Origin of the sequence: Thalassobacillus devorans (genome assembly GCF_900176565.1) — a bacterium.
Lineage (GTDB): Bacteria > Bacillota > Bacilli > Bacillales > Halobacillaceae > Thalassobacillus > Thalassobacillus devorans_A.
This window is the reverse complement of the sequence record NZ_FXEH01000006.1, coordinates 1-20,595: the sequence shown is the minus strand read 5'-3', so window position 1 is coordinate 20,595 and position 20,595 is coordinate 1. Positions and strand designations below refer to the sequence as shown.

16 protein-coding genes, 19 tRNA genes and 2 rRNA genes are annotated in these 20,595 nt (G+C 45.3%); 6 read left to right on the top strand and 31 right to left on the bottom strand.

Going from position 1 to position 20,595, the window contains the following annotated elements:
- Positions 1–58 precede the first annotated feature (58 nt).
- Complete coding sequence (locus B9Y67_RS11025; protein WP_085506781.1) at positions 59–334, bottom strand: hypothetical protein; 276 nt, start codon at positions 332–334, stop codon at positions 59–61.
- Positions 335–487: 153 nt separating this feature from the next.
- Here B9Y67_RS11025 and B9Y67_RS11020 point away from each other — a divergent pair, with 153 nt between their 5' ends.
- The gene (locus B9Y67_RS11020; RefSeq protein WP_139823789.1) at positions 488–1,309 is read left to right on the top strand and encodes a lipoate--protein ligase family protein; all 822 of its coding nucleotides are present in this window, start codon (positions 488–490) and stop codon (positions 1,307–1,309) included.
- 28 nt (positions 1,310–1,337) lie between these two features.
- Positions 1,338–2,282, top strand: coding sequence for a lipoyl synthase (gene lipA, locus B9Y67_RS11015; protein WP_085506779.1), 945 nt, complete (start codon positions 1,338–1,340; stop codon positions 2,280–2,282).
- Between the two features lie 62 nt (positions 2,283–2,344).
- Here the strand turns inward: lipA and B9Y67_RS11010 are convergent, their stop codons facing one another.
- The 10 genes from B9Y67_RS11010 to B9Y67_RS10960 all read right to left on the bottom strand — a co-directional run bounded on the left by B9Y67_RS11010 (position 2,345) and on the right by B9Y67_RS10960 (position 11,760).
- Positions 2,345–2,542: a hypothetical protein gene (locus B9Y67_RS11010; protein ID WP_085509155.1), complete on the bottom strand. Its 198-nt coding sequence runs from the start codon at positions 2,540–2,542 to the stop codon at positions 2,345–2,347.
- 381 nt (positions 2,543–2,923) lie between these two features.
- Positions 2,924–3,397, bottom strand: a complete 474-nt coding sequence (gene trmL / locus B9Y67_RS11005) for a tRNA (uridine(34)/cytosine(34)/5-carboxymethylaminomethyluridine(34)-2'-O)-methyltransferase TrmL (protein WP_085506778.1) — start codon at positions 3,395–3,397, stop codon at positions 2,924–2,926.
- Between the two features lie 45 nt (positions 3,398–3,442).
- Positions 3,443–4,309: an amidase domain-containing protein gene (locus B9Y67_RS11000; RefSeq protein WP_085506777.1), complete on the bottom strand. Its 867-nt coding sequence runs from the start codon at positions 4,307–4,309 to the stop codon at positions 3,443–3,445.
- A gap of 582 nt (positions 4,310–4,891) precedes the next feature.
- On the bottom strand, positions 4,892–6,169 hold the full coding sequence (locus B9Y67_RS10995; protein WP_085505375.1) for an IS110 family RNA-guided transposase: 1,278 nt from the start codon (positions 6,167–6,169) through the stop codon (positions 4,892–4,894).
- Positions 6,170–6,512: 343 nt separating this feature from the next.
- Positions 6,513–7,049, bottom strand: a complete 537-nt coding sequence (locus tag B9Y67_RS10990) for a methylated-DNA--[protein]-cysteine S-methyltransferase (RefSeq protein ID WP_085506776.1) — start codon at positions 7,047–7,049, stop codon at positions 6,513–6,515.
- Positions 7,050–7,120: 71 nt separating this feature from the next.
- Complete coding sequence (gene queG, locus B9Y67_RS10985; RefSeq protein ID WP_085506775.1) at positions 7,121–8,254, bottom strand: tRNA epoxyqueuosine(34) reductase QueG; 1,134 nt, start codon at positions 8,252–8,254, stop codon at positions 7,121–7,123.
- A 23-nt stretch (positions 8,255–8,277) separates the two neighbouring features.
- A complete protein-coding gene (locus B9Y67_RS10980; protein WP_085506774.1) occupies positions 8,278–9,987 on the bottom strand; it encodes an ABC-ATPase domain-containing protein in 1,710 nt (569 codons plus the stop codon).
- A 162-nt stretch (positions 9,988–10,149) separates the two neighbouring features.
- Positions 10,150–10,220 (bottom strand) — tRNA-Gly (locus B9Y67_RS10975).
- Positions 10,221–10,551: 331 nt separating this feature from the next.
- Positions 10,552–11,241, bottom strand: a complete 690-nt coding sequence (locus B9Y67_RS10965; RefSeq protein ID WP_085506772.1) for a Crp/Fnr family transcriptional regulator — start codon at positions 11,239–11,241, stop codon at positions 10,552–10,554.
- Between the two features lie 147 nt (positions 11,242–11,388).
- On the bottom strand, positions 11,389–11,760 hold the full coding sequence (locus tag B9Y67_RS10960) for a YidH family protein (protein ID WP_085506771.1): 372 nt from the start codon (positions 11,758–11,760) through the stop codon (positions 11,389–11,391).
- Positions 11,761–11,950: 190 nt separating this feature from the next.
- On the opposite strand from B9Y67_RS10960, the gene B9Y67_RS10955 reads away from it, so the two are divergent.
- The 4 genes from B9Y67_RS10955 to B9Y67_RS10940 are packed head-to-tail and all read left to right on the top strand — an operon-like array spanning position 11,951 to position 15,157.
- Entirely contained in the window at positions 11,951–12,886 is a 936-nt protein-coding gene (locus B9Y67_RS10955; RefSeq protein ID WP_085506770.1) for an ornithine cyclodeaminase family protein, read from the top strand.
- A gap of 15 nt (positions 12,887–12,901) precedes the next feature.
- Complete coding sequence (locus B9Y67_RS10950; RefSeq protein ID WP_085506769.1) at positions 12,902–13,126, top strand: hypothetical protein; 225 nt, start codon at positions 12,902–12,904, stop codon at positions 13,124–13,126.
- Positions 13,127–13,141: 15 nt separating this feature from the next.
- Complete coding sequence (locus B9Y67_RS10945) at positions 13,142–14,578, top strand: sodium:solute symporter family protein (RefSeq protein WP_085506768.1); 1,437 nt, start codon at positions 13,142–13,144, stop codon at positions 14,576–14,578.
- A 12-nt stretch (positions 14,579–14,590) separates the two neighbouring features.
- The gene (locus B9Y67_RS10940) at positions 14,591–15,157 is read left to right on the top strand and encodes a hypothetical protein (RefSeq protein ID WP_085506767.1); all 567 of its coding nucleotides are present in this window, start codon (positions 14,591–14,593) and stop codon (positions 15,155–15,157) included.
- Positions 15,158–15,210: 53 nt separating this feature from the next.
- Here B9Y67_RS10940 and B9Y67_RS10935 read toward each other — a convergent pair.
- From B9Y67_RS10935 to B9Y67_RS10840, 20 genes are all read right to left on the bottom strand, one after another.
- Positions 15,211–15,293 (bottom strand) — tRNA-Leu (locus B9Y67_RS10935).
- Between the two features lie 9 nt (positions 15,294–15,302).
- A tRNA-Ser gene (locus B9Y67_RS10930) sits at positions 15,303–15,394 on the bottom strand.
- A gap of 10 nt (positions 15,395–15,404) precedes the next feature.
- Positions 15,405–15,488: transfer RNA gene (locus B9Y67_RS10925), tRNA-Leu, on the bottom strand.
- A 104-nt stretch (positions 15,489–15,592) separates the two neighbouring features.
- Positions 15,593–15,674, bottom strand: a tRNA-Leu gene (locus tag B9Y67_RS10920).
- A gap of 10 nt (positions 15,675–15,684) precedes the next feature.
- Positions 15,685–15,758 (bottom strand) — tRNA-Cys (locus tag B9Y67_RS10915).
- Between the two features lie 24 nt (positions 15,759–15,782).
- Positions 15,783–15,857: transfer RNA gene (locus tag B9Y67_RS10910), tRNA-Gly, on the bottom strand.
- An 8-nt stretch (positions 15,858–15,865) separates the two neighbouring features.
- A tRNA-Gln gene (locus B9Y67_RS10905) sits at positions 15,866–15,940 on the bottom strand.
- Between the two features lie 16 nt (positions 15,941–15,956).
- Positions 15,957–16,032: transfer RNA gene (locus B9Y67_RS10900), tRNA-His, on the bottom strand.
- A gap of 5 nt (positions 16,033–16,037) precedes the next feature.
- Positions 16,038–16,111, bottom strand: a tRNA-Trp gene (locus tag B9Y67_RS10895).
- Positions 16,112–16,116: 5 nt separating this feature from the next.
- Positions 16,117–16,202 (bottom strand) — tRNA-Tyr (locus B9Y67_RS10890).
- Between the two features lie 164 nt (positions 16,203–16,366).
- A tRNA-Thr gene (locus B9Y67_RS10885) sits at positions 16,367–16,442 on the bottom strand.
- Positions 16,443–16,455: 13 nt separating this feature from the next.
- A tRNA-Phe gene (locus tag B9Y67_RS10880) sits at positions 16,456–16,531 on the bottom strand.
- Between the two features lie 43 nt (positions 16,532–16,574).
- Positions 16,575–16,651 (bottom strand) — tRNA-Asp (locus tag B9Y67_RS10875).
- Positions 16,652–16,726: 75 nt separating this feature from the next.
- Positions 16,727–16,803, bottom strand: a tRNA-Met gene (locus tag B9Y67_RS10870).
- A gap of 196 nt (positions 16,804–16,999) precedes the next feature.
- Positions 17,000–17,075, bottom strand: a tRNA-Val gene (locus tag B9Y67_RS10865).
- A gap of 8 nt (positions 17,076–17,083) precedes the next feature.
- Positions 17,084–17,158: transfer RNA gene (locus B9Y67_RS10860), tRNA-Glu, on the bottom strand.
- A gap of 9 nt (positions 17,159–17,167) precedes the next feature.
- Positions 17,168–17,260, bottom strand: a tRNA-Ser gene (locus B9Y67_RS10855).
- Between the two features lies 1 nt (position 17,261).
- Positions 17,262–17,336, bottom strand: a tRNA-Asn gene (locus B9Y67_RS10850).
- Between the two features lie 25 nt (positions 17,337–17,361).
- A 5S ribosomal RNA gene (gene rrf, locus B9Y67_RS10845) occupies positions 17,362–17,475 on the bottom strand.
- A 136-nt stretch (positions 17,476–17,611) separates the two neighbouring features.
- Positions 17,612–20,527, bottom strand: a 23S ribosomal RNA gene (locus B9Y67_RS10840).
- Positions 20,528–20,595: the final 68 nt, after the last annotated feature.

Below are 20,595 nucleotides of genomic sequence, written 5' to 3'. Positions count from 1 at the left end.
CAAACATAGGAAGACAACAAATCGAGGAGCAAACCAGAAAAAGACTGACCCATAGCGGTCAGTCATCCTCATCCATATAGCGCTTTTCAAATTGGTACTGCTTCCGTCTCCTTAACCCTAAGATAAGGAAGACAACAAAGAGGGTAATATTCAGAATTCTGAAATCAGGATAGATAAATGCTAAAACGGCCCAAATGGCTGCACTTGCTAAAAACAATATACTGGAATAAAGCGTCTGGCTCACCAGGGACTCCTCCCTTATCGTGTAGTTGGCTTGCCTCTCCTGTCCTTCCTTGCTTTCCTTTATCTTATCGACAAATAAATCGGATGACAATCCTTTACAACCTGAATCTGCCTCTTTTCAAACCAATTCAAATCGTATGCATTAGCAGGCTTATCTTTTTTGACACACAAATAGCTGCCTTGTTAAACTTAATCTGTGCATTTTACTTAATTAAAGTACGAACTTTTAACAGAGAAGAGGATCATAATGAGTGAGACTTGGTATTATGTCGACACTGGCCATGCAACTCCTGCCTTCAATATGGCAATGGATGAGTTGCTGCTTGATTGGCATAGTGAAGGAAAAATCCCGCCAGTATTGCGCTTTTACGGTTGGGAACCTGCCGGCCTTTCGGTTGGCTACTTCCAAAAAGTAAAAGGGAAAATAGATCTTGATGGTGTCAAACGCCACGGTTATGAGTTAGTCAGGCGTCAGACAGGTGGCCGTGCTGTACTTCATGACCAGGAATTGACCTATAGTGTTATTGTATCAGAAGAACACCCTGATATGCCTAAATCTGTCAAAGAAGCTTATCTTGTGATCTCTAAAGGATTGCTGCACGGATTCCGGAACCTCGGCGTTGAGGCTGATTTTGCCATCCCGGAAGGAAAATTGGAAACGACAGGTTCTGCTGTCTGCTTTGAAGAGCCCTCCTGGTATGAGTTAATTGTAGAAGGTAAAAAAGCGGCCGGCAGTGCCCAGACCCGGAAAAAAGGTGTTATCCTGCAGCATGGATCAATTCCAATTGAAGTGGATGACGGCAAATTATTCGATATGTTCATTTACCCGAATGAACGTGTGAAGGAACGTGCGCGTAAAGCGTTTGGGGATAAAGCGGTAGCGATCAATGATATCATTCCATCCCCTGTCACATTCGACCAGACAAAAGAAGCATTCAGACAAGGATTTGAGAAAGGTCTTGAAATCAATCTGGAGCCGTATCAATTGACTGCTGAACAATTAAAAGCAGTGGAGCAATTAGCAGAAGAACGCTATCGTAGTGACGAATGGAATTATATTCGATAAGATTATTACAAAAGGAGTGTACACTAGCATGGCTAAAAAAGAAGAGTACATACGGAAACCGGAATGGCTGAAAATCAAAATCAACACAAACAAATCGTATAATCGTTTAAAAAAGCTGATGCGCGATAAAAAACTTAATACGGTTTGCGAGGAGGCACGCTGCCCTAACATTCACGAGTGCTGGAGTGAGCGCAAGACTGCTACTTTCATGATTCTTGGTGATACGTGTACACGAGGCTGCCGCTTTTGCGCTGTCAAAACAGGGCTGCCTAATGAGCTCGACTGGGGTGAGCCGGAACGTGTAGCAGAATCTGTTGAAATCATGGGACTGAAACACGTTGTAGTCACAGCAGTTGCTCGTGATGACTTGAAAGATGGCGGTGCAGCAGTTTTTGCTGAAACTGTCAAAGCAATCCGTCGCCGAGTACCAGGCTGTACAGTGGAGATTCTTCCTTCCGACATGAAGGGCGACTATGAAAGCCTGCATACATTGATGGATGGCAAACCAGACATCTTCAACCATAATATTGAAACTGTACGTCGTCTGACAAAGCGTGTTCGCGCTCGCGCTATGTATGACCAATCACTCACTCTTCTGAAGCGGGTAAAAGAAATCGCTCCAAACACCCCGACAAAATCAAGCATCATGGTCGGACTTGGAGAAACGAAAGAAGAGATCATCGAAGCGATGGATGATTTGCTGGCACACAATGTTGATATCATGACAATTGGCCAGTACTTGCAGCCAACGAAAAAACACTTGAATGTAGAGCGTTATTATCATCCCGATGAGTTCGAAGAGCTGAAACAAATCGCCATGGAAAAAGGCTTCAAGCACTGCGAAGCCGGTCCGATGGTTCGTTCTTCTTATCATGCAGATGAACAGGTAAATGAAACCTCTGCCCAGCGACGCATCAAGTATATGCAAGGTTATGAATCCCAGGGTGAAGAACTTGATAACGTAAAGTTTTAATTACAAGTTAAACTTTAAAATATAGAGAATCCATCCTGATCAGGATGGATTCTCTTGTTCAATCAATAATAATACGGCGGATAGTAATATGGTGAATAATAAGGTGGGTAATAATAATATGGCGGATACGGGTACAAGGCACTTCCGAGCAAGCCTCCTAATACACCACCTAAAAACGGTGCACCGTAAAACCCTCCTCCGTAGTAGTATGGCCTTCTTGGACGTCTTCCTGGACGCGGGCGCTGCCGATCATCATCCATCTCCATCATGGTGTCCGGTAAATACTCAACGTTCATTTTTCCTCCCCCTTTTTGTACAGTAATACCTATGGTTCACTGTATGTGGGGACATACCCAGATGTATGGGCGAATGTGCATCTATCCATTCGTTGATATTTTACACGATTAGTAATTCACATCTTTGGATAATTTAGTTATAATAAGTGATAGTTGAACTTGTACAGAATAAAGGAGGCGCCATTGTATGAAACTAGCGTTGATCATCGGAGTATGTACGGTATTCCTTACATCCATATTCGCAGCTGGATATGACGAAAAGCCAGGCACCCCGCAAAAATAAACATTAGCATGCTAAAACCCGCATCGAAAGCCAAGATGCGGGTTTTTTATTAAGTGATAAATTCATGTGAGCCCAGGAAAGTCCTGTTGGCGCAATGCTTCATAAATCAATATAGCAGCAGTATTGGACAGGTTGAGTGACCGGACTTTATCCGTCATATGGATTCGAAGGCAGCGGTCTTCCTTTCCTTCCAGCAATTCGAGAGGGATACCATCTGTTTCCCTTCCGAATACGAAAAATAAGTCCTTTTCCGGCTGGTCGAAATTATAATCGGTATAATGCTTCGTACCGAAGTTCTCAATATAATAGAACTCCCCTTCCGGGTAACCTTCATATAAATCATCGAGACTATCATGATAATGAATGTCAACATCATGCCAGTAATCAAGTCCGGCACGGCGCAGCATTTTATCATCAGTCGAGAACCCGAGCGGGCGAATCAGGTGTAAGCTGGAATCGGTAGCAATGCAGGTTCTTGCAATATTTCCGGTATTAGCGGGTATTTCAGGTTGATATAATACGACATGGATCGGCATGTTCTTCACCTCTAGTTGCATAATGACCCGCTTATTATAACATATTCAATCACCGATCCGGAAAAACTTGTATTCGATATTTGGCGTATAGGCCGTGGAGTCTTCATAAGACCAATAACGATGCCTGCTATTATAGGTATGGGCATTAACCAAAGGCATGCCATCGCTGTCTTTCATGACGACAATCGTGTTGTGATTCCACCTTCCGTCCCCTTCAAAATCGTAGCAGATGACATCTCCAGGTATCAGATCCTTCGGTGAATCTACTTCTTTCCCCGTCAGTCCCTGTCGTGAACCGCTTAAATACCATCGGAAAGAGTGAGCGACCGCCCAACTGTAACTCCAAGACTTTCCGGAATACCACCAGCCTTTTCCCCGGTTAGGAGATCCCCACATCGGCGCACCGCCTGCACGCATGCATTGAGATATAAAATTGGTACAATCATCTGTGAACTTCCGGTACTCGGGATTGTAACTATTCCACCAGCGTTCGGCATACCTTACTGCGCTCCTTCGATCATAGGTAAAACGGAGATCCGTGACTTGGTCCATCGGGATTGGTTCATATTTTTTATCCCTTTCCACCGGTGCTGACAATTCTTCTTCGAATTCGTGTCTGTCGATTACACCATTTTTCAACTGCGCCCTGCAGTCTAATTCAGACTCTTCCACATAAAAATCTTCTTTCTTCTTAAGTACAAAATTTGTTTTCAACAAATACCGTACATCCGTTTTCCTGTCTGAATACTTCAGTTTTTGATAGGGGGTTACTTCCCCGGTTACACGTACAATGCGATAGCCCCTGTCCCGATGAAGCTCCCACTTTCGTTTCAACCATGGGACGGTTTCCATATCCCTTTCATTCGTCAAAACTTCGTTCCAGTATTCCGTCAACATTCTTCCGTTTTCCATTCCCCTGATCCCTCCCCTATCAGTTTATGAAAAGAATCAGAATTCATTAGAAAAAACTTGGCTTACCACCAAACCTTTACAAAATAGAGTGAGCTAAGCATGAAATGCGACCTAAGCCCTCGCCTCTGTTCAAATATTATTAAGCAACGTAGAAGGCAACTACAATTTGACAGGTGGTTCGTTTCTCTCATCTTTAGGATGGGTTGGCTGGGCAACTGCGAGACTCCCTCCGGAAATGTTGATACACCAAGGGTTAAAGATCGTTTTAACACTTTTAAATTTTTTTTATACTTCATTTGTTAAACAAGTTATTCCTTTTCTTCAATATTAAGGAAATCGAAGGGACGCGTTGCGTTTCCTAACTGTATTAGGCGATCTTTTTTGTATGAATCGATGCACCTTGGATCCCTGCTTTCTTATGAGGACTTACCCTCCCATGTCTCTTGGCGTCGTGCGCCTACATTCCTTCGTTTGGTCTCATCATAAGGCAGAGGCCGGCTTTATTCTCCCGCATAGACTCGTAGTCTGTTGTCTCGCTTTGCGCCAGCTTCTCCGTGTCATCTTATGGGTCAGAAATATAGGTTACGCTGCCTGTTGAAGACAGTGGAGGTCCTGTTTCATTCGGTCCTCATTGAAGTGAACCTGGCGGTTCGATAAACCAAAAAAGATCTTTAACAGTTTTCCGCACAACACGACCATTGCTTCCTTCTTTTTCAAAGGATTAACGGGACGAGTAATGTAGTACTGGTACAATTCTTTAAACGCACGATTATTTTGAATCAAAGGCAATATGGCGCGAAAAAGAAGGTTTCTGAGCCGTTTTCGTCCCCGTTTGGAAATTTTCTTTTGACCTTTATGGTAACCGGAAGAGTTCTCGCGCAGTGTTAATCCCGCTAATTTAATGAGTTGGCGTGAATGTGTGTACTGCTTAAGTGAACCCGTTTCCGCAATCAAATCAATGATCGTATGCTTTCCAATGCCGGGAATCGATATCAGGTATTCGTATTCATCCAGCTGGGTGACTAAATCTTCTAAGTGATGATTGAGTTCTGTCAGTTGACGTTCGATTAGAAGAAACTGATCGACAAGTGCGGCGATTTCAAAGCGTGCCACCTCTTTGCCTGTCGAAATACCAATGGAGTTTTCAGCTGCCCGTTTCATCTCTCGAATCTTACTTTTCGAAGGAGAGGATATACCCGCTTTTTCTTTATACATCAGTGCCAGTTCCTCTACCTCCTGGTTTAGTAGATCCTCAGGAAAAGGCGTGTATTTCAAAATGGCGCAAGCCAATTGACCAAACCCTTTGATGACGGTTTTAAATTCAGGAAAGTACTGGTCGATCAACCCCGTCATTTGGTTTTTCAACATCGCTTGTTTGTCTTTCAGTTTCCACCGCGTTATGGAGCCGTTTTTCAGTTCAGCTTCTATACCTTCTGGAATTCTGGGATAGCTGAAATTACCACCAATCATGAGTTTCGCAATCAATCTTGCGTCCTTTTTATCGTTTTTTGTTTGAAGATTATCATCAAACTCTTTCGATTGTTTCACATGCGCAGGATTGACGACCACAAAAGAGATGTCCTCTTCAAGGAGGAAAGCAGCCAGGTTCATCCAGTAATGACCTGTGGGTTCAAACCCGATGATAACCTCACTTTTTCCATGTTGGTGCAGCCATTCCTTTATCTGTTTGTGAAACCCTTCGAAGCCAGCCCTACTCTGAGTAAATCCAACGGGACGTTGGAGTTCCCGTCCGCGATCATCGACCGCGCATGCATAATGGGTTTTTTTAGCGATATCGATACCGATCACTAAGGATTCTCCAGAGATTTGATTTATTTTAGCATTCCTATTAGAATTCAAGGGGAAGTCCTCCTTTTGATGTTTGTTTGTATTTGGTTGTACAAATGCATCATAACGGAGGGCTTTTTTTCATTCAAGACCCCTCTACTGAATCCCACAGGAATCTCCCGCGGGAGAAGGGACTAGGCGAGACCCCGCAAGGAGTGAAACGACTGAGGAGGCTTGCCGGTCCCCCGCAGGAAAGCGAGTAGTTTCCCGGCCAACCCTGACGCTATTATGGTAAAGAATTCCTGATATCTCGAAATCAAGTCTTCGACTTTTCGGGTCTTTTATTGAATAAGGGCTTTTGGTAGATCTACACAAAAAAGCCGTGATTGGACGGGTCCAACGCACGACTTAGCAGTTAAAAGTTGAAAAGCATCTGCGGCATTTCCAACTCCAATAATTTTCTTTTCTTCTCTAGGCCACCATTATAGCCTACTAATTTACCATTTGATCCAATGACACGATGACATGGAATAATGATGGATAATGGATTGCGGTTGATCGCTCCCCCTACAGCCCGAATTGCTTTCGGAGACTGAATCGCTTTTGCAATATCTTTGTACGATCGTGTTTCGCCATAAGGGATTTCTGTGGATAACGCCTTCCATACCTTTTGTTGAAAAGGGGTTCCATACATTTGGTAATCAAAGGAGAAATGATGTCTGGTTCCTTGAAAATACTCTTGGAACTCCTTAATGGCCGCTTCTAACAACTCACCATCCTGAACAAATTTCGGACATAGGAAATACTGTCTCGCCCAATTATTATGATGTGTTGCTAATTCTTGATAGCTTCCATAATCGATGCGACAGACACCGTCTTTGTCAGCGACTAATGTCATCGTACCTAGTGGAGTTTCCAATTCATCATAATAAAGAAAGGAACGTTTAGTCATAAACAACCCCTTCTTTTGAAAAGTTTGTTTTATTATACTAGAGAAATGCAAAGATGGGAAGAAGTTTTCTGTTAATTCAGCTGAAATCCAAGCCCTTTTTCCATTTCAAATTTAACTTGCTTATCCGTTTCCTTTTCCATTGCCGCTTCAATAGCCTCGAATACCCCAGGGGAGCCGATTTTCCCAAGGGACCAGGCAGCCGTTCCACGAATGACCGGACGTGGGTCTTCTTTCATTAATCGAATTAAATCGTCTACTGCCGTTTCATCTTTGTAGTGTCCTAATGCAAGAATTGCATTTCGCTGAATCGGCTTCTTGCCACGCCATGAACCGGCAATCGGACCGAACTGCTCCTTGAACTCCCTGTTCGATATCGAAAGCAATGGCTTCAGCCTCGGCTTGGTCACTTCTGGGTCCGGTTCAAACTCCTCATGCAGGTGAAAATCTTTCTTTTTATTTTTCGGACAAACCGTCTGACATGTGTCACAACCATATAAACGGTTGCCAATCTTCACACGATATTCATCCGCAAGAAACCCCTTTGTCTGTGTCAAAAATGCGATGCACTTATTGGCGTCAAGTTGTCCGCCCTGGACAAGGGCTCCAGTCGGACAGGCATCTACACAGATATTACAGTCGCCGCAGCTATCCTCGACAGGTTCATCCGGTGCAAACGGAATATTTGTAATCATTTCCCCGAGATAGACATAGGAACCAAACTCCGGCGTGATGATTGCGCAGTTTTTGCCGCTGAATCCAATTCCAGCACGTTCCGCTACGGCGCGATCGGCAAGTTCCCCTGTGTCTACCATCGATTTGATGCTGACTTCCGGGAATCTCTCTGTTAAAAACTCACCGAGCTTTTGCAGACGGTCCCGCAGGACATCGTGGTAATCTTTCCCCCACGAAGCCCGGCAGAAGATCCCCCGCCGGTCACCCTTTTTACTTTTGGGTGCATCTTTCATTTTAGAGGGATAAGCTAAAGCAATCGAAATGATCGATTGGGCTTCTGGTAATAATCGGGCCGGTTCGGTACGTTCTTCGATACTTCCCTTTTCAAATCCTGACTGATAAGAAAGCTCTTCCTGTCTCTTGAGCCGTGCTTTCAATTCACCGAACACATCTACAGAAGCAAATCCAATCTTATCGATTCCGATTTCCTTACTATAGGCGATGACTTCATCCTTTAATTGTTGATAATCCATCCTTATCCCTCCTTTCTCATTCGTTATGATAAAGGTTTAACCTTTGCTGTCCTCATCCGGTTTAAAGTCGCGGCGATTTCAAACCGCCGCGGCCTAGCCAATTCGCCTGGATGCTGGCCTTGAAACGGAGCAAAAGAAGACAACCCTTTTTCGTTCAACTGATTTTCTATAGCATCTAGCAGTTCTTTTAATGACCATTCTTTTTCCAGCCAGCCTTTTTTATCAAGATGAAGCAGCATATCCGCAATCATCCTCGTTTGGGATTGATCTACCAGCTGCTCGACATAATGGAGAGAAATCTCGGTATTTCCTTTTAGAATCATCGATTTGCTCTTCGATTGTACTTTTGACTTTCGCCCTTTTTGTGTTTGCAGGCTGCTAGGCAAAAACCTGCGTTCTGTTACCTCTCCAAAGGTAATATCTTTATCTGCTTGGCGTTGCTGGGGATGTCGATCGGCAATTTCTTTCGCCTTTTCCGTTACATTATAAGGCAGGTATTGATCCATCATAATAACCTGATCAGCAGCATCAAAATAATCACCAGAACCACCCATGACAAGAATAGTGGATACATCAAGTTCATCACGAAGCTGCTTGATTTTATCGATGAATGGGGTGATCGGCTCTTTTTCTTTCACGACCAGCTGTTGCATTCTTTCGTCCCGAATCATGAAGTTCGTCGCACTTGTATCTTCATCTATCAATAAGGTCGAAGCCCCTGCCTCTAATGCCTCTACTACATTCGCAGCCTGCGAGGTGCTCCCGCTGGCATTATCTGTTGAAAAACCTGTTGTGTCCGTCCCATGAGGAAGTTTTTTGATGAAGGGTGAAATATTTACCGTAGAAACTCTGCGACCATCTTCTGCCCGGACTTTTACAGCAGCTGGATCCGTCAGAACATATTCTCGCCCATCCCCTTTAATATGAGGATACACCCCACGTTCAACTGCATTCAACAGGGTACTTTTACCATGGTACCCTCCCCCGACGATTAAGGTGATTCCTTTCTTCAAAGCCATGCCTGTCACCGGTTCATTACGGTGTGGCAAGTTGATCGACACACGGTCTTGCCCCGGACTTTGAAATGATACCGCCCCTTCCATCGGACGGTCACTGACCCCACTTTTCCGCGGAAGGATAGCCCCATCCGCAACGAAGGAAACCCAATCATTCGCTTCCATTTCGTTACGAATAGCCTCATGCTGATCGGAAAGCCTGACCACGTCTTCAATCTCCTGATCATTTATGCTGAAAACGGAGTGATCCATCAGTTGTGGCAGCACTTGAAAGAATAATTTCTCTGCCTGCTTGCCATTGATCCGTCTGCCATTTGCAGGCAGCCCGATAGATAGGCAGATAATCATATGATCTTCATTCAAGTCCACAGCAGTCCGTTCCAGAATTTCCTGTCCTGGCCGGTCGATCGCTACAAGTCCACTTTTACCTGACCCTTTCACATTAGCATTCAGCTTCAGTATAGCCTTGGCAACTTTTCTTGTTATCACATCTTCTGCATAAATGCGGCGATTCCTACCTTGCCGCCATTCTAGTTTGATTGGACGCTCCTTAAAAGGAATCTGTATCCGGATTTTTGACGGAGCCGCAAACGGATCTCCCTGAACATAATCAATCCAAAGTTTATAACGCTCGAATTGATAATTACCTTGTAACTGCTTATATCCTTTATAACTTTTACCATCTATTTGCCGTAATTGCTGTTGAAGTTTATTCATAATGAACCTCTCCAATCCAATTAATCGAATCAATCTACTATTTAGCCTAGCCATTTTTCCAACATAAAAAACGCAATGCTTCGTTGTCACCTAGAACGAAACACTGCGTTGGTTAACTTGATTGGGGTAATAAATCAATTGCCGGAACTATGCGGCAATAAGAGCGGGTGATGGGAATCGAACCCACATCATCAGCTTGGAAGGCTGAGGTTTTACCACTAAACTACACCCGCATAAAATAAAAAAATTGTTTCCTCGGTCTTGCTCACGAACTGTCATGCCTCTTCCTCTGCTAGCCAATTCAAGGAAGCTGTATCCGTCGAGGCAACTCGCAGCTTATTCGGTGGATGCTTTGCTCGTGGCTGAGGTTTTACCACTAAACTACACCCGCATGAAAACTTTTGAAGAGTCCCCTTTTCGAAATTACATTTTTCATTATAACAAGCGTAATAAAGTGCTGCAATGGAATTTTTAAATTTTTTGTCGAAAATTTGCTGGAAAAATATTAGCCAGCGATACATCAAAAAACTGATTGCAAACTAAAAAGAGGCTTATCACCTCTTTTTATAGCGTACAGTTTCGAACTCCACATAAATCGCACATCAACAAAGAACGGAAGTACTCGATATCACAGATAAGAAATTTTTTAGCCTCATTTTCAATAAGCCCCTGGTCTTTCCATTTACTAATTACCCTGCTGGCCGTTTCTCTAGTAATCCCTACGTATTTAGCCACATCCTGGACAACCACAGGCTCAGTAATTTCTATTCCCCTGGCAGTCTCTTTCCCATACATGTTGCTTAACCGAATGAAAATCGAAGCGACCGCCCCTTCCGAACCAAAGACCAAATAGTCACGCAGTTTTGCTTTGCTGGCTTCCAGTGACTCGGCGAGCCATTTGGTGATCTGCAATGCAAGACGCCCATTTTGAGCCATTAACGTTTCCATGTCGCTTTTAGAAATATAAAGCAAGGAAGCGTCGGTTAATGCAACAGCAGAACAAGAATAAAATTCACTGGAAAAAATCCCGATCTCCCCAAATGCATCATCAGCTTTACGTAGAAACACAGTCACTTCTTTATTTTGTTTCATTTGCTTATGAACACGAATGGTCCCATCCATAATAAAATAGAGGTCGGAAGCTACGGATCCTTCTTCAAAAATAATCTCCCCGCGTTTAACAGTGAGTTCCCTGGAGTTCGCAAGCAGCAGTTCCCTTTCATTTTCTTCTAATCTATTGAGTAAAGGCTTCATTGTGCCTACCTCCTGTATGGTGAATATACTAATAGGATAAAGGAGAAAACTTAAGGAGGCTGTGATATTTATCACGTTTTCACTATCATAATAATTAAAAGTTAATCTAAAAGAAAAAAGACACCGAAATAGCCACAGTGTCCTTACTCAGCTTTCTAAATATAAGAAATACGCCAGGATAAATATTAAGATAATAATCATCAATGCAGAGACTAATGAAACAGATGTATTGGATGGAGTGAAGCTTTCATCATTCATGATCTGTTTCTTTTTATTGAAATAAGCGACAGTTGCTAAAACGATGATAATGAAACCTAACAAGACTGCAAACACACCTAAGGCCAGGCTGATCATATCGATGGTACTGTTTCGCTGTACGCCGATTGTAAAATGCAGACTTGTATTTAAAAAGCCAATCCCTACAATAGCGATGACAGTACGAACCCATGCCAGGTAGGTACGCTCATTTGCTAGGTGCTGCTGGGCGTATTTCAATTGATTTTTGTCTTCTTTTTTCATACCATCACTCTCTCATTTCTTCCTGGTTATTTAGGTTGTGTCACTCTGTATTAATCATACGATTAAGAACTTTAAAAAGCTAATGCTTCAAATCGTTGTACAGGTGATGTACCTTCCCTGCTATGTAATCGGTTTAACTTTTCAGAAAACTTTGTTAATATCTTAAAGTATACAGAAAGGAGAATGGCAGATGGAAGTAATTACAGCAGAAGCAATCAAGAAAAAATTTTCTATGAAAGAAACAATGGAAGCAATCGAAGGCTTCTACAACGACAAACAAGAAGACTACATATCTCCAGATCGTATGCATATCGAAGATGGGAGTAACACCGCTCTCCTCATGCCAGCATTTTATGGCAATTACTATGCAACAAAATTAGTGGGAGTTGCTCCCTCCAACACCAGGCTAAATAAAGACACGATTCATGGATTAATGATCCTTTATAATCGTGAAACGATGGAACCATTATTTTTATGTGATGCTACCGCCATCACTTCCTTGCGTACCGGAGCTCTTGGCGGCTTAGGAATGAAGTATTTAGCGAAAGAAGATGCGAAAACACTAGGGATTATCGGCACAGGCACACAAGGATGGAGTCACTTGCAATCAGGACTTGCTGCTCGCGATATTAAAGATGTATACATTTTCAATCGTACAGCAGAAAAGGCTCACAATTTTAAAAAACGGGCAGAAGCTGCTTTTCCGTCGGTCACCTTTCACGTTACATCCGTAGAGGAGCTCGTAAAAAAGTCAGATATTGTTGTAACAACCACTACTTCCACACATCCAGTTTTCCCTGAACTTGACTCCTCCGAATGGAAAGGGAAACTAATTGTCGGAGTTGGCTCATTTCGTCCTGACATGCAGGAAATTTCAGATCAAGTATTGCGTGAGGCCGATGATATTTTTGTGGATGCCGCTAGTGCATTACATGAATCCGGGGATATGCTCCGGGCTAAAGACCTTCGTACTAATATGGATAACACCTGGGACCTCGAAAAGATTATCCAGGAAAATCACCGCCCAGCGGACGTCCATGACAAAACAATGGTTTTCAAGTCTGTCGGTGCCTCTATTTTTGATTTGGTAACAGTTAAAGCAATTTATGAAACCTTTTACAGCTAGGAAGGAGATAGAGAAATGAAACAACTGACAAGGAAAAAGTGGAAAGACCCTGGTATCGTAATGGTAATTATTCTGTCACTCGTGTCCTTATTTGTATGGATCTGGTGGCCAACAGAGACATTTATTGGCGGTATATCATTAGCTGGCTGGGCTATGTTTGTCTGCTTCTTCATTTGGTTAGCCCTGACAGTAGCTTATGTTATATGGATGGAAAAAATAGAAAAAGAAGAAATAGAATAAAGGGAGTGAGAAAGCATGCAAGTAATGGAAGCAATCATTTTAGCAATTTATTTAATTATCATGACCTTCATTGGAATATGGTTCGCAAAGCGGGCTCACTCTTCCGAAGGGGATTACTGGACTGCCGGGGGCAAAATTAACAGTTTTGTTGGCTCGTTCGCCTTTTTTGCAGCCGTAGCAAGTTCGAGCTCCTTAATGGGAGCGGTCGGTTCCGGTGTGGCTTTAGGCGTACCATTCTTATTAGCCTACGGGTTTGGAGCGGTAGCGATCCCCTCATTTGCCATGTTTTTAATTTCCGGTCAGATAAGGAGAACCGGCGTAAAAACATTGCCTGAGTTTTTTAAGACCCGATACGGAAAATCTGTTCAAATAGTTTCAGCTATTCTGGTCGTATTGAGCATGACCTTCTATATGATTCCGCAGTTAACAGCCTCAGGACTGATTGGTTCTTATGTCTTAGGTATCGATTATGTAACAGCGGTCATCATTCTGGGGTTAGGGTTCACCCTTTATGCCGCGCTTGGGGGTATGTGGGCGATTACATACACAGACTTGATTCAGGGCGCTGTCATGGTCATAGGGATGTTCATTCTGGCAGTCATTATCCTGATGGATCATGGTGGTGTCGGTTCCCTTATCCAGGATGCATTAGCGGTTGACCCTCAATTTGGATCGATCACTCAGCCATGGATGTCTTATTTCGGACTATTTGTAGCATTCCTATGGTTTGGAGTTGTATCGCCATCTGCAGTAATGAGGAACTTTGCTGCCCGTGATGCTAAAACTGCCCGTCGCTCTGCCTTAGGTGCCTGTTTTCTTTATGTAACAGTATTCATATTCGGATTCGTGATCGCCTCCGCTGGTGCAAGCCTGGGAATTGCAGAATCCCTGGACAACCAGGATATGATTTTCATTTCAGTAATTGAGCATTATATGCCTGCATTATTAGCCGGAGTCATGCTTGCAGGCTTACTGGCGGCAATTATGTCTTCCGCAGACGCAATGCTGCTCGCAGTTTCTGCAGGGATTGCCCATGATATTTATAAAGAACATATCAATAAACAAGCTTCTGAAAAAACAGTCACTCGCTTAGGGCTTGTCGTTATGATTTTAGCCAGTATAGTCGGTATCATTTTCGCTATCGATCCACCTCAACTGATTGCTGTTATGGTAGGCTGGGTAAGTGGTGCCATGCTTTCCGCATTTGGTTTTCCACTTGTGTTAGGACTTTGGTGGAAGCGTACCAATACAGCAGGAGCTTTGGCGGGAATGATTGGAGGAACAGTGGCCTTCATCATCATGGCATTATTGCCGTTCGCATTAGTTTCGGAACATTTGGTGTCTGCACCTATCTCTGCTATCCTTACCATCGTTGTAAGTTTAATGACAGAACCACCATCCGAAGAAATACAATTACAAGTTGATCGTTATCATACCAACATTGACGCTTAAGCAGGTGACATAATGAATGTGAACGTATTAGGGGAAGACACCCTGGAAACACACGAGCTTCCAGCGTATATATATAAAAGTTTGAAGCCATCTCTAAAGTTAAACAGACAATTGAACAAAGAACTTATAGAAAAAGGGATTGTAAAAAAAGAAAAAGTCTATCACCCGATGTGGATCGTTAAAATGCTTGAAATTGCAGACAGAAAACCCTTTCCACCGCGAAAACGACCAAACATGTTATTTGTAGATGCTAGTTCAGGTTATCGGGGACTATTTCCAAATGTCCCCCCTATCACACAAAAAGAAGTCAGTTCATCAAAACTAAAAAAGGCTTCGATAACTAAACAAGAGTTGATAGAAAAGTATATAGTGGATGTCCAGGAAAAACAAATCAATCGAAAATATGTGCTAAAGAAGCCGAGATATGAGATTAAAGAAAAAGAAATGGTGTATCTGCCGTTATGGATGGTAGAAGTCGAAACTGCTTTCTTCACTAAAACCTTCGTCATAAATGGAAATACTGGAGAATCAGAGGATTTGTTGATGAAGCTTTGGAAATCGCAGGAGTGGAAGTTATAAAGCAAAAAAGTGCTTGCAGCGAAGCAAGCACTTTTTGTGTACGCTTATTTAAATACCGGTGGCCGGGGTCGAACCGGCACGGGATAAACCCACACGATTTTGAGTCGTGCGCGTCTGCCAATTCCGCCACACCGGCATAGGAAATTGGCGGAGAAGGTGAGATTCGAACTCACGCGACGGTTGCCCGCCCTAGCGCATTTCGAGTGCGCCCCCTTACAGCCACTTGGGTACTTCTCCTTTTTAGTGATGCGGATGAAGGGATTCGAACCCCCACGGTGTTGCCACCACTAGACCCTGAATCTAGCGCGTCTGCCAGTTCCGCCACATCCGCAAAATATTAAATAGTACAAGGCATCTAATATAGTAAGACAATAAGAAAAAAGACTCTTTCAAAATGAAAGAAGTCAGTTCTCTTACAAATAAATTGTTAAGTAGTACCGGTGGCCGGGGTCGAACCGGCACTCCCGAAGGAACACGATTTTGAGTCGTGCGCGTCTGCCAATTCCGCCACACCGGCATATTGTTTATGGAGGCGGCAACCGGATTTGAACCGGTGATAAAGGTTTTGCAGACCTCTGCCTTACCACTTGGCTATGCCGCCTTGTGATACCCTGAAAATTAAATTTGGAGCGAGAGACGGGATTCGAACCCGCGACCCCCACCTTGGCAAGGTGGTGTTCTACCACTGAACTACTCTCGCAATTTAAATGGCTGGCCCAGCTGGATTCGAACCAGCGCATGACGGAATCAAAATCCGCTGCCTTACCGCTTGGCTATGGGCCAACAGGTAAAAATATAATGGGGCGACCGATGGGAATCGAACCCATGAATGCCGGAGCCACAATCCGGTGCGTTAACCCCTTCGCCACGGCCGCCATAATGGCAGGGGTAGTAGGAATCGAACCCACATCAAAGGTTTTGGAGACCTTCGTTTTACCATTAAACTATACCCCTATATATGGTGGAGGGAGTAGGACTCGAACCTACGAACCCGATGGGAGCGGATTTACAGTCCGCCGCGTTTGGCCAACTTCGCTATCCCTCCATATAGTTAAAAAGACTTTCAATGGTGCACTTTGCAGCACTACTATCGTTCCCTAGCTTAGAAGATTATTCAACGTAGTAAAGGAACCGTTCAATGGTGCACTTTGCAGCACTACTATTGTTTTCCAGCAGGAAGTCTATTCGACGTTGTAGGAAAACATTCAATGGTGCCGGCCAGAGGACTTGAACCCCCAACCTACTGATTACAAGTCAGTTGCTCTACCAATTGAGCTAGACCGGCTAATCAGAAATAATGGTGGCTTGGGACGGAATCGAACCGCCGACACACGGATTTTCAGTCCGTTGCTCTACCGACTGAGCTACCAAGCCGACATAAGTATTAGGAATTAATGAAACTATGTAAATGTAATAATGGCGGTCCGGACGGGACTCGAACCCGCGACCTCCTGCGTGACAGGCAGGCATTCTAACCAACTGAACTACCGGACCATTGGTTGCACTTTGCAGTACTACTATCTTTTCACTAGCAATGATGATTGATCAACGATGCAAGTGAAAATAATTTGGTTGCGGGGGCAAGATTTGAACTTGCGACCTTCGGGTTATGAGCCCGACGAGCTACCAGACTGCTCCACCCCGCGATAGTGTAAATGCATTATTTTGCGCACTTACGATAATAGTGTACGACTGTTCGTCGTGTTGAAAGTGAATTCAGAGAAGTTGCACTCCTCACAAAACCTACTCAGATGTAGTTCAAAGATGTTTACGGTTTTGCTCCACCCCGCGATAATGTAAGACACTATATCTTACGATACTCACTTGGAAATGTGAATGATATGGTGGAGGATGCAGGGTTCGAACCTGCGACCCCTTGCTTGTAAGGCAAGTGCTCTCCCAGCTGAGCTAATCCTCCTATGTAAGTGGTGACCCGTACGGGATTCGAACCCGTGTTACCGCCGTGAAAGGGCGGTGTCTTAACCACTTGACCAACGGGCCAATATGTTATGGCGGAGAGCGAGGGATTCGAACCCTCGAGACCGCGGTAACGGTCTACACGAATTCCAATCGTGCTCCTTCGGCCAACTCGGACAGCTCTCCATGGCTCCACCGGTAGGATTCGAACCTACGACCGATCGGTTAACAGCCGATTGCTCTACCACTGAGCTACGGTGGAATAACTTTAGAAAGAAATATGACAGGCTTGGCAGCGTCCTACTCTCACGGGGATAAACCCGACTACCATCGGCGCTGGAGAGCTTAACTGCTGTGTTCGGCATGGGAACAGGTGTGGCCTCTCCGCTATCGCCACCAACCCTTTTTTCTTTTTTTAAGGACAAGGTATATTATATGCACCTTTGACCAAAATTTCAAGGGTTTTTATAAAAAATATGTAAACCCTCAAAACTAGATAAGCAACATTCAACGACGAACATCTTTCACGAAATTAGGTTAGTTAAGTCCTCGATCGATTAGTATCCGTCAGCTCCACGTGTCACCACGCTTCCACCTCGGACCTATCTACCTCATCGTCTCTGAGGGATCTTACTCACTCGAAGTGATGGGAAATCTCATCTAGAGGGAGGCTTCATGCTTAGATGCTTTCAGCACTTATCCCTTCCGCACGTAGCTACCCAGCGATGCTCCTGGCGGAACAACTGGTGCACCAGCGGTGCGTCCATCCCGGTCCTCTCGTACTAAGGACAGCTCCTCTCAAATTTCCAACGCCCACGACGGATAGGGACCGAACTGTCTCACGACGTTCTGAACCCAGCTCGCGTACCGCTTTAATGGGCGAACAGCCCAACCCTTGGGACCGACTACAGCCCCAGGATGCGATGAGCCGACATCGAGGTGCCAAACCTCCCCGTCGATGTGGACTCTTGGGGGAGATAAGCCTGTTATCCCCGGGGTAGCTTTTATCCGTTGAGCGATGGCCCTTCCATGCGGAACCACCGGATCACTAAGCCCGACTTTCGTCCCTGCTCGACTTGTAGGTCTCGCAGTCAAGCTCCCTTGTGCCTTTACACTCTGCGAATGATTTCCAACCATTCTGAGGGAACCTTTGGGCGCCTCCGTTACCTTTTAGGAGGCGACCGCCCCAGTCAAACTGCCCACCTGACACTGTCTCCGGACCGGATCACGGTCCTGGGTTAGAATGTCCGTACAGCCAGGGTGGTATCCCACCGGCGCCTCCACCGAAGCTAGCGCTCCGGTTTCTCAGGCTCCCACCTATCCTGTACAAGCTGTACCAACATTCAATATCAGGCTACAGTAAAGCTCCACGGGGTCTTTCCGTCCTGTCGCGGGTAATGCGCATCTTCACGCATAGTATAATTTCACCGGGTCTCTCGTTGAGACAGTGCCCAAGTCGTTGCACCTTTCGTGCGGGTCGGAACTTACCCGACAAGGAATTTCGCTACCTTAGGACCGTTATAGTTACGGCCGCCGTTTACTGGGGCTTCGGTTCAACGCTTCGCTTACGCTAACGCATCCCCTTAACCTTCCAGCACCGGGCAGGTGTCAGCCCCTATACTTCGCCTTACGGCTTCGCAGAGACCTGTGTTTTTGCTAAACAGTCGCTTGGGCCTTTTCACTGCGGCTCCTCGCAAGAGGAGCACCCCTTCTCCCGAAGTTACGGGGTCATTTTGCCGAGTTCCTTAACGAGAGTTCTCCCGCTCACCTTAGGATCCTCTCCTCGCCTACCTGTGTCGGTTTGCGGTACGGGCACCTCTTTCCTCACTAGAGGATTTTCTTGGCAGTGTGAACTCAGGAGCTTCGGTACTTTAGTTCCCTCCCCATCACAGCTTGACGTTGCCGGACGGATTTGCCTATCCGACCGTCTCACTGCTTGGACGCGCTCATCCAATGGCGCGCTCTCCTTATCCTCCTGCGTCCCCCCCGTCGTTCAAACGGAAAGGAGGTGGTACAGGAATATCAACCTGTTGTCCATCGCCTACGCCTTTCGGCCTCGGCTTAGGTCCTGACTAACCCTGAGAGGACGAGCCTTCCTCAGGAAACCTTAGGCTTTCGGTGAAAGAGATTCTCACTCTTTTTTCGCTACTCATACCGGCATTCTCACTTCTAAGCGCTCCACCAGTCCTCACGGTCTGACTTCGCCGCCCTTAGAACGCTCTCCTACCACTGATCGTAAGATCAATCCGCAGCTTCGGTGATGTGTTTAGCCCCGGTATATTTTCGGCGCAGAGTCACTCGACCAGTGAGCTATTACGCACTCTTTAAATGATGGCTGCTTCTAAGCCAACATCCTGGTTGTCTAAGCAACTCCACATCCTTTTCCACTTAACACATACTTAGGGACCTTAGCTGGCGGTCTGGGCTGTTTCCCTCTCGACTATGAACCTTATCACCCATAGTCTGACTCCCAGAGCTAAGTCTCTGGCATTCGGAGTTTGACTGAATTCGGTAACCCGGTAGGGGCCCCTAGTCCAATCAGTGCTCTACCTCCAGGACTCAATCTCTGAGGCTAGCCCTAAAGCTATTTCGGAGAGAACCAGCTATCTCCGTGTTCGATTGGCATTTCACCCCTACCCACACCTCATCCCCGCGTTTTTCAACACGCGTGGGTTCGGGCCTCCAGTCAGTGTTACCTGACCTTCACCCTGGACATGGGTAGATCACACGGTTTCGGGTCTACGACCACATACTTCGTCGCCCTGTTCAGACTCGCTTTCGCTGCGGCTCCGTCTCTTGGACTTAACCTTGCATGGGATCGTAACTCGCCGGTTCATTCTACAAAAGGCACGCCGTCACCCATTAACGGGCTTCGACTACTTGTAGGCACACGGTTTCAGGTTCTCTTTCACTCCCCTTCCGGGGTGCTTTTCACCTTTCCCTCACGGTACTGGTTCACTATCGGTCACTAGGGAGTATTTAGCCTTGGGAGATGGTCCTCCCGGATTCCGACGGAATTCCTCGTGTTCCGCCGTACTCAGGATCCACTCCGGAGGAGATCCGGTTTCAGCTACAGGGCTGTTACCTTCTTCGGCTGATCGTTCCAGATCGATTCGCCTACCGGATCTCTTTGTAACTCCAAAGGAGTGTCCTACAACCCCAGAAAGCAAGCTTTCTGGTTTGGGCTGGTTCCGTTTCGCTCGCCGCTACTCAGGAAATCGCGTTTGCTTTCTCTTCCTCCGGGTACTGAGATGTTTCAGTTCCCCGGGTCTGCCATCCTGCACCTATGTATTCAGTACAGGATACGACCCCATTACGGGCCGTGGGTTTCCCCATTCGGAAATCTTCGGATCCTAGCCTACTTACGGCTCCCCGAAGCATATCGGTGTTAGTCCCGTCCTTCATCGGCTCCTAGTGCCAAGGCATCCACCGTGCGCCCTTATTCACTTAACTATCGTTCGTGAAAAGACGTTGATTTGATGTCGTTGAATGTCTTGCTCTTATCTAGTTTTCAAGGTTCA